The sequence below is a fragment of the Acidimicrobiia bacterium genome, from assembly GCA_041394025.1.
Classification (GTDB): domain Bacteria; phylum Actinomycetota; class Acidimicrobiia; order IMCC26256; family JAOSJL01; genus JAOSJL01.
Window position 1 is genome coordinate 325,791 of record JAWKJA010000003.1, and the last position, 13,184, is coordinate 338,974.

General features: G+C 68.0%; 14 protein-coding genes. 4 read left to right on the top strand and 10 right to left on the bottom strand.

What is annotated here, in order from left to right:
• The first annotated feature begins 9 nt into the window (after positions 1-9).
• Positions 10-669: a maleylpyruvate isomerase family mycothiol-dependent enzyme gene (locus R3A49_08940; GenBank protein ID MEZ5170855.1), complete on the top strand. Its 660-nt coding sequence runs from the start codon at positions 10-12 to the stop codon at positions 667-669.
• Between the two features lie 149 nt (positions 670-818).
• On the opposite strand, the gene R3A49_08945 is transcribed toward R3A49_08940, so the two are convergent.
• A complete protein-coding gene (locus R3A49_08945; GenBank protein ID MEZ5170856.1) occupies positions 819-962 on the bottom strand; it encodes a hypothetical protein in 144 nt (47 codons plus the stop codon).
• A gap of 782 nt (positions 963-1,744) precedes the next feature.
• Positions 1,745-2,533, bottom strand: a complete 789-nt coding sequence (locus R3A49_08950; GenBank protein ID MEZ5170857.1) for a shikimate kinase — start codon at positions 2,531-2,533, stop codon at positions 1,745-1,747.
• A gap of 747 nt (positions 2,534-3,280) precedes the next feature.
• On the opposite strand from R3A49_08950, the gene R3A49_08955 reads away from it, so the two are divergent.
• A complete protein-coding gene (locus R3A49_08955) occupies positions 3,281-3,889 on the top strand; it encodes a hypothetical protein (protein MEZ5170858.1) in 609 nt (202 codons plus the stop codon).
• A gap of 4 nt (positions 3,890-3,893) precedes the next feature.
• Here R3A49_08955 and R3A49_08960 read toward each other — a convergent pair whose 3' ends face one another.
• Positions 3,894-4,019: a hypothetical protein gene (locus tag R3A49_08960; protein ID MEZ5170859.1), complete on the bottom strand. Its 126-nt coding sequence runs from the start codon at positions 4,017-4,019 to the stop codon at positions 3,894-3,896.
• A gap of 462 nt (positions 4,020-4,481) precedes the next feature.
• Between R3A49_08960 and R3A49_08965 the strand changes: the two genes are divergently transcribed.
• Positions 4,482-5,177, top strand: coding sequence for an FxLYD domain-containing protein (locus R3A49_08965; GenBank protein MEZ5170860.1), 696 nt, complete (start codon positions 4,482-4,484; stop codon positions 5,175-5,177).
• Positions 5,178-5,189: 12 nt separating this feature from the next.
• Here the strand turns inward: R3A49_08965 and R3A49_08970 are convergent, their stop codons facing one another.
• Positions 5,190-5,939 (bottom strand): ROK family protein, encoded by a 750-nt coding sequence (locus tag R3A49_08970; protein MEZ5170861.1) that lies wholly within the window; start codon positions 5,937-5,939, stop codon positions 5,190-5,192.
• A gap of 209 nt (positions 5,940-6,148) precedes the next feature.
• Here R3A49_08970 and moeB point away from each other — a divergent pair, with 209 nt between their 5' ends.
• Positions 6,149-7,318: a molybdopterin-synthase adenylyltransferase MoeB gene (gene moeB, locus R3A49_08975; protein ID MEZ5170862.1), complete on the top strand. Its 1,170-nt coding sequence runs from the start codon at positions 6,149-6,151 to the stop codon at positions 7,316-7,318.
• A gap of 62 nt (positions 7,319-7,380) precedes the next feature.
• Here the strand turns inward: moeB and R3A49_08980 are convergent, their stop codons facing one another.
• The 6 genes from R3A49_08980 to R3A49_09005 form a co-directional block, all read right to left on the bottom strand.
• On the bottom strand, positions 7,381-7,830 hold the full coding sequence (locus tag R3A49_08980) for a plastocyanin/azurin family copper-binding protein (protein MEZ5170863.1): 450 nt from the start codon (positions 7,828-7,830) through the stop codon (positions 7,381-7,383).
• Positions 7,831-7,860: 30 nt separating this feature from the next.
• A complete protein-coding gene (locus R3A49_08985) occupies positions 7,861-8,304 on the bottom strand; it encodes a plastocyanin/azurin family copper-binding protein (GenBank protein MEZ5170864.1) in 444 nt (147 codons plus the stop codon).
• Complete coding sequence (locus tag R3A49_08990) at positions 8,304-9,689, bottom strand: right-handed parallel beta-helix repeat-containing protein (GenBank protein ID MEZ5170865.1); 1,386 nt, start codon at positions 9,687-9,689, stop codon at positions 8,304-8,306. Before R3A49_08990 ends, R3A49_08985 begins: the two co-directional genes overlap by 1 nt.
• Positions 9,690-9,754: 65 nt before the next feature.
• Positions 9,755-11,242: a leucyl aminopeptidase gene (locus tag R3A49_08995; protein MEZ5170866.1), complete on the bottom strand. Its 1,488-nt coding sequence runs from the start codon at positions 11,240-11,242 to the stop codon at positions 9,755-9,757.
• Between the two features lie 53 nt (positions 11,243-11,295).
• Entirely contained in the window at positions 11,296-11,844 is a 549-nt protein-coding gene (locus R3A49_09000; GenBank protein ID MEZ5170867.1) for a cob(I)yrinic acid a,c-diamide adenosyltransferase, read from the bottom strand.
• A 39-nt stretch (positions 11,845-11,883) separates the two neighbouring features.
• On the bottom strand, positions 11,884-13,170 hold the full coding sequence (locus R3A49_09005) for a CAP domain-containing protein (protein ID MEZ5170868.1): 1,287 nt from the start codon (positions 13,168-13,170) through the stop codon (positions 11,884-11,886).
• Positions 13,171-13,184: the final 14 nt, after the last annotated feature.

The following is a 13,184-nucleotide window of genomic DNA, read 5'->3' on the forward strand; positions in this document are numbered from 1 at the left end:
GCTGTGTCCGTGCGATGGCTGCGGGTCGATACAGCACACTTGCTTCCGGAGATTCGGCACGAACTGACGGATCTTCTCCGGGGATTGACTCTCGACGAATGGAACGCTCCCACAGCGTGCGGCGACTGGACCGTCGGCGACGTCGCGTCGCATCTGCTCGGTGTGGAACTGAGCAACGTTGCTCGCTGGCGGGACGGAGTTGCCGAGTCTCGAACTGTTGGGAATGACATCGGTGAGTGGTTGGCCGAGTTGAACGAGCAATGGGTCGCTGCGGCTCGTCGCCTGAGCCCACAGCTCATTACCGATCTGATCGACATGGCCGCGGGTTGGTTCGAGGAGCATGTCGCTACTCTCGAACTCGATGCACTCGAAGCTCGTGTGTCATGGGCTGGCGAAGAACCTGCACCCGTCTGGATGGACGTTGCACGCGAGTACACCGAACGCTGGGTTCACCAGCAGCACATCCGGGAGGCGGTTGACCGGCCTGGCCTCATGGAGCCCCGTTATCTCACAGCGGTCCTGGCAACGTTCGTCCATTCCGTACCTGTCGCACTCTCAGAACACGGCGCCCCGGAAGGCACTGGCGTGGAGCTCCGGATGTTGGGAGAAGGCGGCAACCAGACCACGGTGTCCGCTCGCGCCCAAACGAGATCTTGGACGTCGGGGTAGTTGCCGTCCACGACCCAACGGTCGGAGCCCAAGGCCTCGAGTGAATCGCCCCGGGTTTCATAGAGGCTCGTTGGTTTGAGTCCCGGCCTCCTCGACCGAGGTTGTCTGACGGTAGTAGGCGGCCTCGAACTCGGCTCTTCAAGCCTGTTCTAGCGGAACGCCGCCGCGTTCCGGAAGCGGTACATCAGGACGTCGCCCGCGGGTTCATAGCCGAGAGCCCGATAGATCGCATTGGACGTCGGATTCGAGAGCTGTGTGTAGAGGATGCACTCGGCGTCGTCGTTGTCGCGCACCCATTGGGAGGCAGCGGCGACAGGCGCTGCCGTACCCTCGCCGCCGAAGCGACAGCGGCGTAGACGGGCCGAGCCGCGATACCCGCTGTGGGACGGCTGATTCCGACCGTCGCAACGGTTCTGGATCGCACCACAATGGCCTTCCGCCCACCAACGACTCGTCGACGGCGGACGCAGGGTCAGAATCACCGGGCTGGCCAACGTCGTTCTCGAAGGCAATCCGGTACGCGCATCAACGTCGCGGTCCGCATTGGCTGCCTGGCGGAAACTGCCTGAGACCATCGAGGGTGGGTGAAGTTCGTCCAACTGGTAGATCCGCTGCGCCCAGCGGGCACGACCGACACTCGGGTCCTTTCACCCCAGCGAGCAGCGAACGCAGCGGCCGAGGTCGCCTCTCCTGCGACACCGACCAGGTCGGGCGTGGTCTCGCCCATGAGGTCAGCGATCGCTTCGACGCAGGATGGCGGAAGAGGTGTGATCGCCGAATGGAAATCGAGGGGCGACAGGAGCGCGAAACCCCTGATCGCCTCGTCCAAGCTCACCCACCAGTATCGACCGGGCGCAGGTTTCGCGATTCGGCGCTCGAGAACCGTGAGAATCACGTTGTGATCGATGGGCCGAGCTGCCAGAAACTCCCCCACACTCGAGGGCTTCCGCCGGATCCGTCGTCATGTGGGCTTCGGTGGGCATGCTTCGTCAAGTGTCGCCCACGAGCTTCGAGCGCTGAGCCGAATATCGAGCAGCAACAAGACGGCGGCGACGCTGAGATCGCGCCTCTTCGGTCAGTAAACAAGTCCAGCTCGGGGTGCTCTCAGATCCGGGCCGATCGAGTGATGAAGTCGCCGACCTCTCCCTGGAGAACGCAGTCGGATGAACTCGATGTGGGCGTTCTCCGGCGAACGCATGGCCGCGCCGTATTGCACCTGGTACTCGCCGTGCTTGATCCAGGCCCAGCGAATGAGGCTCCGGTTCGGGTCCATTCTGAGGTGGTCCGCGAGGGACTCACGGTTCCCCGCCCAGAGCCGCTCGCGAGTGACCACACGCCGCGTCGTGCGTCGGATGATCCTCCACATGACCACCGGGCGGGGAAGGTCCAGCCAAACCACGGTGTCGGCTCGGGCCCAGACGAGATCCTGCACGGCCGGGTAGTTGCCATCCACAACCCAGCGATCGGGGGTCATCGCCTCGAGCGCCCGTCGTCGGAACTCCTCAGCCGGAAGTTCGCCCCAGTCGGGCTGATGGAAGATCGCGTCGAGCTCGACGAACGGCGCGTCGAGACTCCCGGCCAGCCGCCGACCGACGGTCGTCTTTCCCGAACCCGGCACTCCGACAACAGAGACCCGGCGCATGGCGCAGAGCGTGTCATGCGCGAACGGCGGCGTCCCCGCTGGAGCCACTTGACACAATCTGTCGTGGTCTGTCATGGTGCAGTCCGTCACTTCCCCCACGGAGCGCCCGGACCACCGGGTGCCGCGCCACAGGCAACGCGCGGCGTCGTGCTGCGCCGAAGGGGGAACAGCCATGACCACCATCACGATCCAGCCGTGGCCCGACAAGGTGATCGACGTCATCGGCCACGATCCGCGCTCGCACTACGTCGAGAAGTTCTGGCTCCCGACGCTGGGGCCGACGAGCTCCTGCTGCTGCGCCATCTCGCCACGCGATTCGACCAGTCGCCCGAGGGCATCGAGATCCGGCTGGCCTCCACTTCGCAGGCCGAAGGCGGAGGGCGCCAGCCTCGCTCGTGCGCAGCCTGACCCCGTCTCGGGCCAGTTCGACCTCGCGCGCGCGACGACGGGCGTGGACCGTCGCCGTCGCAACGTCCCACCGGTGAACCGGCGGCACTCAAGCGCCTGCTGCTCTGCCGACCTGCGCGCCGAGCTGGCTCAGTGGAACGAGGTCGGCGACGACAACGCCACACTCGCCTCCGCACGCAAGCGGGCACGACGTCGCCTTCACGCTTCTCGAGCAGGGCGACGACCCCGGCCGGGTGGAGCGTGTCTCCTCTTCTTCTCGACGGGGTTCCACCCGTCGATCTGTCACGACGCGGCTCAGTGGGCTTACGAGCGTCACACGGAAGCACAGGCCGAGGCCGAGGCAGCCGATGCGTGGCGACAGCGCCTGGACGCGGTGAGCGTCCCCGACGCCGCGGCGTACCGTCCTCGCCGTGGCGGCTTGGCTACCGTCGGGGGCATGACATCACACCTCCGAGCCCGCCGGATGATCGCCGCTGATCTGGGCAGCCGGAGCGGGTCGTCGTTCTCACAGGTGCGGGCATTCACCGAGTCAGGATCCCCGACTTCCGTGGGCCGAACGGGCTGTGGACGAAGAATCGCGACGCCGAGAAGATGGCCGACATCTCCCACTACATGGCCGATCCCGACATCCGCCGCCAGGCCTGGCGGCACCGGATCGAGAGCGGCATGGAAGGCCGAGCCCAACGCCACCGGGCGCTCGCCGACCTCGAACGCCGGGGAAGCTCCACACGCTCGTCACGCAGAACGTCGACGGCTCCACCAGGCTGCCGAACTCGCCGGGGGCGGTCGCGAGTCCACGGCACCGTCCACGAGGTGAAGTGCACGCTGCGGCGCTTTTCACCCATGGAGCCGACGCTCGATCGCGCCGCGGCGGGCGACGACGACCCGGCCTGCCCGGGCTGTGGCGGCATCCCTGTCGGCCACGATCTCCTTCGGCGAGAACCCGTGCCGGAGGTCCTCCAGCGCTCTCAGGACGCCGCCGGGTCGGCCGACCTCGTACTGCGCCGGTCGTCGCTGACGGTCTATCCCGCCGCCGGACTTCGATCGTCGACAGGCAGCCAGCTCGTCGTCGTCAACGCGCGCCGAGTCCACACCGTTCGACGGAGTGGCCACCGTCGTGTGCCGATCCGCTCGGCGACATCCTCCTGGCGCATCATCGAGTCGCTCTGAGCCGTCAGTCCGGCTGCCTTCTCGCGTCGCCGGACTTCTCGATGACCCGCCGGGCGAAAACGAAGCGCACGACCGAGAACGCCACGACGTTGATCAACTGGGCGGCCACGAAGAACACCGCTGCCACCATGATCACGTACGCCAGCCAGTCGAGAGCCCGGACGACCGGACACCCCGCGAGGAACGCTCTTACCGGCCCGCAGCGACGCGTGGAGAGTCGACGCCTCGAAGACGAAACGTCGCGCCAGGAAGAAGTTGATCGTCACCTGCACCCACAGCACCAGGGCGTAGGCGAGCCACGTCGGTACCGGCGTCCACTCCACCAGCACGATGTTGAGCCCGATCGCCAGTACGAAGGCCGGAAGTCCGATCAGCATGAACGCGCCGAAGCGCTTCAGCGTGGCGAGGAGTGGAGCCGTCACCGCAGCAGTCTCACGCATCGATCGCCCTGGCCCCCATCCGGCGACACAGGTAGAATGCCTGTTTTGGGTGTGACGCGCACCGTGGGGTGTCCATGGCGAATCAGGGACCCACGATCCAGGGCCGACCACAGCCGCCACCAAGCGCAGTGGGCTGGTGGCAGGCGAGCGACATGCTCTGGTATCCGCCCGAGTCGCGCCAGCCAGTGCCGGCGCCGGGCCCGCCGCCTCCCAAGAACGGCGTCGCCACCGCGGCGCTCGTCGTGGGGATCATCGGGATCCTGCTGGGGTACGTCGGCATCCTCCTCGGCCCGGTCGCGATCGGACTCGGCGTTGTCGGCTACCGCAAGGCCGCGGAGGACCCGACGCTGCCTGGCCGGACACCGGCGCTCGTGGGGTCGATCCTCGGTGGAGTCGCCATCGTCACCGGCGTGGCGAGTGCGGTGCTCTTCTTCTGGATGTGGGATTCGTTCTGGGACGAGGCCGGCGAGAACGTGTTCACGGCGCTCGACGAGTCGGCGCAGGAACTCGACGCGTCGCAATCCCGCACTCCGATGGCCTCAGACGTCCTGTATACGGTCGAGTGCGCCCCGGGCGACGACGGCTACACGCATGTGGAGGGAACGCTCACCAACACCGGTGACGACACCCGCAGCTTCGAGATCGAGATCGAGGTCGGTGACCCTGACGGGGGCCGTGCGTTTCCTACGGCACCGGTCGACGACGTGGCGCCTGGCGAAACCGCAGACTGGAGAGCCAGCAGCGGTGTCCTGGTCGACGAGGCACCGAGTCTCGACCCGAATGTGGGGGTCGTCCCCCAACCGACGTGCGAAGTCGTCGACGTGACCGAGCGATCCGTCACACCCTGAGGGCGTTTGGGGTCACTCCTCCCGGGAGGCAGCAACAGCCGCACCGACGATTCCGGCCTCGTTGCGGAGCTTCGCCGCTACGAGCTCAGCGCGGACGTCGATGTGGGGGAAGTACTTCTGCGACTTCTTCGAGACCCCGCCACCGATGATGATGAGCTCCGGGTTGATGAGCGCCTCCAGAGTCCGGAGGTACTTGTTCACCCGCTTGGCCCACTTCTTCCACTTCAGGCCTTCGTCCTCGCGGACCTTCTCGGACGCCCACGTCTCGGCGTCACGCCCCTTGATCTCGATGTGCCCGAGCTCGGTGTTGGGCACCAGCGTGCCGTCGACGAACAGTGCCGTACCGATCCCGGTTCCGAGCGTGACCATGGCCACGACACCCTTGCGACCCCTGCCCGCGCCGAACTCCATCTCGGCCATCCCGGCGGCGTCCGCATCATTGAGGAGGGTGACCGGTCGGCCCGTCGCCTCCTCCAGCACCGCACGGGCGTCGGCCCCCTTCCACGACGTGTCGACGTTGGCGGCGGTGAGCGCCCTTCCGTGCTGGATCACCGCCGGGAACGTGCAACCGATCCGCCCGGTGTCACTGAAGTGTCCGACGACCCGGGCGACGGTGGCAGCGACGGCGTCGGGGGTGGCGGGGTGCGGCGTCGGGATCCGGTTGCGCGCCTCGGCCAACTCACCGGCGGCCAGATCGACCGGGGCCCCCTTGATGCCGGTTCCGCCGATGTCGACCCCGACGAGCCTGCTCGCTGCACCCATGGTCACCGGTCCCTTCGCCGTGTTCCTGAGGGGTATGTCTTATCAACTCTGTCGGCGCGTGGGCCCGGGTCGCCAGGGATCCGCAGAGGTTGGGAATATCCGACCTCTGAGGTAGGCTTTTACCCGTCGACGGCGCTCCGAGTGCGCCGACCGGGCTCCTGGTCAGGCGCCAGGTACCCGGCACGCCCCGAGACCAACAAGGATTCCCGATGGCCAGCTTCCGCGACCTCCTCGCCGACACGAAGTCGCAGATCACCGAGATCGACCCGGCCGAGGCCGAGAAGCGCCTCGGCGACGCCACCTTCCTCGACGTGCGCGAGCAGGACGAGGTCGACCAGGGCATCGTGCCCGGCGCCGTCCACATCCCCCGCGGACACCTCGAGAGCCAGGTCGAGAACAGGGTCACCGACCGCGACACCCCGCTCGTCGTCTACTGCGCCGGCGGGGTCCGCTCCGCCTTCGCCGCCCAGACCCTTCAGCAGCTCGGCTACACCGACGTCGTGTCCCTGGAGGGTGGCTACGGGCGCTGGAAGGACGAAGGGCGCGACTGGGTCACACCCGCGACCCTCACCTCCGACCAGCGCGACCGCTACCAGCGTCACACGCTGCTCCCCGAGGTCGGCGTGGAGGGTCAGCAGCAGCTCCTCGACTCGAAAGTGCTGCTGCTCGGCGCCGGCGGTCTCGGGTCGCCCGCCGCGCTCTACCTCGCGGCGGCCGGGGTCGGCACGATCGGCATCGTCGACATGGACGTCGTCGACGCCTCCAACCTCCAGCGTCAGATCCTGCACAACATGGGCCGGATCGGTGACCGCAAGGTCGACTCGGCGAAGAAGACGCTCACCGAGCTCAACCCGGATGTGAACGTCGTGGCGCACGACGTGCGTCTCGGTGCCGACAACGTGCTCGACATCATCGACGGCTACGACGTGATCGTCGACGGTGCCGACAACTTCCCCGTGCGGTACCTGCTGAACGACGCGTCATTGCTCAAGAGGATTCCGGTCGTTCACGGCTCGATCTTCCGCTTCGAGGGGCAGGTCACCGTCTTCAAGCCCTACGACGGACCCTGCTACCGGTGCCTGCTGCCCGAGCCGCCCCCGCCGGAGCTGGCGCCGAGCTGCTCGGAGGCCGGTGTGCTCGGCGTGCTGCCCGGCATCGTCGGCTCCATCCAGGCGCTCGAGGCCATCAAGGTGCTCCTCGACCTCGGTGACACCCTCGACGGCCGACTGCTGGCGATCGACACCCTCGACGAGAGCTTCCGGACGTTCAAGGTCCGGCGCGACCCGCAGTGCCCGGCCTGCGGCGAGGACGCTCCTCCGATCCAGATCGCCGAGTACGACCAGTTCTGCCTCCCCCACGCGGTGCTCCCCGACGCCTGACTGATTTTGATGCGTCCCTGAGGCTCGCATAGTGCGCTCTACGGACGCATCAAAACGGAGAGCTACTCGACGATGACGGTGCCGGTCATCCCGACGGTGGGTCCTCCGTGGATCGAGCAGTAGTAGGCGTAGATCCCCGGGTCGTCGAACGTGAAGCTGTACTCGCCGGTGGCGTCGAACGTGTCGGCGTCGACCCCGAAGTCGTCGGGGGCCGGCGTGGCGTTGCTCCAGCCCTCGGAGGCGTCGAGGATGTCGTGGCGCGCGGCGCTCCCGTTGGTCCACGTCACCGTCGTGCCGGCGTCGACGCGGATCGTGGGGTCACGGAACGTGTTTCCGGTCGTGATGACCCCGACGTCGGACACGCCGGTGTCGTCGACGGCGCCCGCCGTCGGGACCGGTTGCAGGTCGTCGGCCGCATCCGAGCCCCGGGACTCATCGGAACCGCCGCACGCAGCGAGCACCACAGCCACGAGCGCCGCCACCACGATTTGATGCGTCCCTGAGGCTCGCATAGTGAGCTCTACGGACGCATCAAAACGGGGCTACTCGACGACGATGGTGCCGATCATGCCGCCGGTCGGGGTGCCGTGCAGCGAGCAGTAGTAGGCGTAGGTACCGGGCTCGTCGAGCGTGGCGCTGTACTCGTCGCCGGGCGTGAACGCCACCGCCTCCACCTCGAACGGAGTGGCCGTCGCGTCACTGTAGGCATCGGAGGCGTCGAGGATGTTGTGGTCGTTGCGCCCGTCGTTCGTCCACGTGACCGTCGTACCGGCGTCGACCGTGACCGTCTCGGGCTCGAACACGTTGTCGCGGGCGGCCACGGCCACCTCGGTCGAGCCGGTCTCGTCGACGGCTCCCTCCGTGTTGACGGGGCCGTTGTCGCCTCCCCCGCCGTCGTCGGAGGAGTCGTCACCACCTCCGCATGCGCCCAGCGCGAGCGCAGCCGCCGCCACGAACGCGGCCGCTGCCGTCCAGCGATTTCGCATCAGGACTCCTTCGAGGGAAGCGTGATCGAGTCGACGTCGATCTGCATCGGCACGTTGTCGGGTGTGGCCGGAACGGGTGGGGCCGACGACGCGTCGGGCATGTTCTCCTGGTCGTCGGGTTCCGGCGTCGTCTTGTAGTCGCCCGCCGGCGGACCGGCCTCGGCCAGCTGCAGGATCGGGAACGGGCTGTCGTCCTTGCTCCCGGTGCCCTCGCCCTCGCAGGGGAGGAACTGCTCGATGTTGGCGGGCCCGCTCGTCGTGAACACATTGTCGGCGAAGCAGTTGCCGTTGTCGTAGGCCTCGTCGAGGAGGGCGATGGCGAGGTCGTACTCCGAACCACTCACCTCATTGCCGACGATCGTGTTCTCCGCGGTGGGCCAGATCACGACCTCGGGGATCTCACTCGGGTCTGGAAGAGGGCGCTCCCGGTACTCCGAGCACGGCGTGGTGCGGTCCTCGGGACCGGGCACGTCGTCGGCAGCGCCCGACTCGGGGAAGTTCGTGAGCAGCACGCCAGCGAGGTCGTTGTCGTAGATCTGGTTCCGCTCGATGTTGTTGCCGATCCCACCGCCGACGAGTACACCCGACCCCACGACGTCGACATCCTGGGTCAGGCCGACCGCCGGTCCCTCGCCGTAGTTGTTGTCGTAGACCCTGTTGCCGACAATGGTCATGTCACGCTGCGGATAGCACAGCTCGTAGGCGCCGGTGTTCGGGACGATGCCGGCGCGGTTGTTGCGGAAGGTGGAGTTGGCGATGATGAGGTTGCCGCCGGCATCGGTTCCCGAGTAGCCGAGGCCGTTGAACTCGCCGATGACGTTGTCGAGCACGGCGTCGCAGGGGTAGCACTGCCCGATGTAGAACCCGGCGTCGGGGCTTCCCGAGCCGAGTGAGTTGTCGAACTGGCCGGTGACGGAGTCGAAGGCGTAGATGCCGTAGTCACCGTTGCGGTAGGCCGTGAGATACGAGCCGCGATAGCCCTCCACCCCGGTCCAGAAGAATCCGTTGGCGGTGTAGTTGCGGGCGGTCATGTTCTCCACCGCCACACCGTTGGCTCCGACGACGAAGATCCCGTTCTCCTTCTCGAACTCACCGTCGAGGATCACCTTGTTGCGGTCCGTCCCCCGGATGACGATGTTGTCGGTGCCCTCGGGAACCGTCACCGCCTCCTTGTAGACGCCCTCATCGACGAGGACGAGGTCGCCCGCAGACGCGTCGTCGACGGCGGCCTGGATGGTGTCGTAGTCACCGGGGACCTCGAGGGTGCGGTAGTCGCCGTCACCACCGCCGTCGTCGCCCGTCGAGTCGTCGCCGCTGTCGCACGCCGACGCGATCAGCGCCATGCAGATGATCAGCACGGCAACGACTCCGAAACGCTTCCCCATCACAGGTTCCCCCTTGTCGAACAACGCCCTCGGCCGTGGGCTGTCCGACACTGTACGCGCGGCGCTCAGCCGTTGCGCACCGGGCGCCGGAACGACGACGCCAACTCCACCAGGGTCCGGACGCCGTAGCCCGTACCACCCCGCGTGAGTTCCCCGTCGTCCTTGTCGGCCCGGGCCGGGCCGGCGATGTCGAGGTGCGCCCACGGCACATCGTCGACGAACTCCTCGAGGAACAGACCGGCGGTGAGCGATCCCGCCCACTGCCCACCGATGTTCTGGACGTCGGCGATCTCGGAGTCGAGTTGCGAGCGGTAGTCCTCCGGGAGGGGGAGGTGCCACACGGGCTCGCCCGCTGCGCCGGCCGCCTCCTCGACCTGCTCGACGAGGGAGTCGTTGTTCCCCATGAGCCCTGCGATCTTCTCGCCCAGAGCAACGAGACAGGCGCCCGTGAGCGTGGCGAGATCCACGATGGCGTCGGGCCCGTCCTCGACCGCCAGCGACAGTGCGTCGGCCAGGATGAGGCGCCCCTCGGCATCCGTGTTGAGCACCTCGACGGTCTTCCCGTTTCGAATCGTGAGCACGTCGCCGGGGCGCGTCGCGCGCCCGTTCGGCATGTTCTCGGTCAGGGGGACGTACGCCGTGACCTTGGTACGTACACCCGCATCGCGAAGTGCCGACATGGCGCCGACCACGGCCGCGGCACCGCCCATGTCGGTCTTCATCTGCTCCATCGCCTTGGCGGGCTTCAGCGAGAGGCCCCCGGAGTCGAAGGTGACGCCCTTGCCCACGAAGGCGAGGCTCCCGCGTGGGCTCGTCGGGCTGTAGGAGACCTTCAGGAACCGCGGTGGCTCGTCGGACCCCGCGTTCACACCGAGCAGGCCCCCCAGCTTCTGTTTCCTGATCTGGGCCTCCTCGAGCACGGTGACCCGGACGCCGGCGCCCGCCAACTGCTTCCTGGCCGCGGCCACGAACTCCCTGGGTCCGAGGCTGCCCGCCGGCTCGTTGACCATGTCGCGTGCCCAGCAGGTGGCGTCGGCCACGACACCGCCCCGGTCGAACGCGGCGAGCACGCGCTTGCCGCCGGGTCCGATGGAGATCACCTCGGTGAGCTCGGAGTCCTCCCCGTCCCCCTTGTAGGTGAGGAACTGGTACGACCCGAGGATGAGTCCCTCCGCGACGGCACGTGCGTCGGCCGTGACGTCGTTGCCCGCCGAGACCAGCGTCGTCGCGACGCTCCCGGCCTTCCTGGCCTTGCGTGCCACAGCCGCAGCGGCGCGGCGGAGGACGCCGGCTGACACCTCGTCGGGGGATCCCAGACCCACGATGACAACCGAGTCGGCGGCGATGCCGTCACCCGAGGGCACCCACCGGGTCTGGCCCAGCTTGCCGGTGAACCCCGCCTCCTTCATGAAGGTGGGCAGGTCGATGTCGAGCGCATCGTCCACGGCCTCACCACCCGGGCCGAGCTCGCGGTCCGCGTAGACGGGAACGGCCAACAGGTCGGCGTCGACCCGCTCGGGGGAGGCCGTGGTCGTCGTGAAGTCGATGGGCACAGGGGATCTCCTTGGGGTGGTCGGTGCCGACGTGTGTCGACGCTACGGGGTCGTCAGTCGGTGCGCACGGAGCGGAACGCCCCCTCCTGCCACCGGGCGAGGGTGTAGACGAGGTCGGCGAGGCGGTTCAGGTAGGCCACGACGTGGCTACCGTCCAACCACCCGGCGGCCGCGGCCGCCACCGACTCGCGCTCGGCCCGGCGCACGACCGCGCGGGCCATGTCGAGAGCCGCCGCCACCCGGTTCTCACCCGGGAGCACGAACTCGGTGGGTGCCTCGTAGCGGGCGGTGAGATCGTCGATGAGGGGTTCGAGCGCGGACACCATCTCCTCGGTCACGAGTGACGTCTCCGGCTCCAGCTTCGAGCGGTTCGACGGGTCGGTGGCCAGCTCCGCTCCGACGACGAAGAGCTCCCGCTCCAGGCGGACGAGGAGCTCGTCGAGCTCGCCGTCGCGCTCGGCGTCGGCACGGGCCAGGCCGAGCGCCGACACGGCTTCGTCGACGGCGCCGTAGGCCGCCGGTGCGGGCGAGTCCTTGCCGACCCGGCCACCGTGGAGCAGACCGGTGGTGCCGTCGTCGCCTCTGCGTGTGTAGACCTTCATCGTCGGGCGAGTCTACGACGCGCCGACGGAGCGCCTGTCTCAGATCAACGCCGCGGTCCCGTCGTTGCGGACACCCCACCAGCGGCCGGCGTGGCGGTCGAGGCCCATCCATCCGCCCATGACCGGCACTGACTGCTTCGGGGGCGGTGCGCCATAGGTGCGGAGGCTCCCCCAGCCGTCGAGAACGGCGTAGCCGCTCCCGTCGGGCATCGGCTCGAGATCCCGGGCGTAGCCCTTGCCGGGCGTGTAGGGGGCTCCCCGGAAGGTCGCGCCGTTGCGCGTGTGGACGCCGCCCCATCCGTCGAGGAGGTACACACCTCCGGCGTCATCGAGGGCGACAGCACGCGCGATGTCCCACCCGCGCCAGTACGCGCCCGCCACACGGGGAGCGTTGCCGGAGGCATGGAGGCCGCCCCACCCGTCGAGAACGAGGACGCCCTTGCCGTCAGCGGTGATGGCGATGCTGTTCGCGATGTCCCATCCCGGCCAGTACGACGTCGCGAGATACTTCATCGTCCCCTGCGCCGCGCTCCCGTACCGGTGGAGCCCACCAAAACCGTCGAGGACCACATATCCTTGGCCGTCGGGCATAACGGCGAGGTCGCGCGCGATGTCGAAGCCGAAGGACGGCTGCCCGAAGTGCTTGGCGCTGCCACGCGCCTCGACGCGGCCGTTCCCGTGCAGCACGTAGTAGCCCCCACCGGGTGCCGCCTGGATCGCCCGGACGGGTGGTGGAGGCGGTGGCTTGGGCTTCGGCGCCACCGTGGCCACGAGCGGCTTGGGGGGCGACGGCGTGTTGGACCTCATGAACGACTGCGTCACCCACATGCGTCCGCCCTGCTTCACGACACCGACGCCGATGTAGTTGAAACGGGCATCGAGGATGTTCGCGAGGTGGCCCGAGGAATGGATGAGGGCATCGTGCAGGGACGCGACGCTCGGTCCGACGCCGACGTTCTCCCCGAGCACCGACCACGGCACCGTGATCCCGCTCCTCAGATTCGAATGGGAGATGTGACCGTTGTTCGCCATCGTCTGCGACCAGCCACGCGCCTTCCTGATGAGGACTGTGTGTCGCTGGAGCGGGGCACGGCCCCACGCGACGCGCAGGTCGTTGATGCGTTGGACGAAGTCGGCTTCGGCCCAGCCGTCGACGGTCCCGGCGGAGGCGGGCTCGGCCGACGTCTGGATGCCGAGGCCCGAGATCATGATCACGGCCACGGTGGCTGCTGCGAGACGGCGCACGGGAAGGTCCTCGGGATCGGGGTCTGTCCCCGATTCATCGACCTCCCGGGAGCGGACCTTCACGGGAATCGCGGGTTTCACGCTTCGCGCGATTC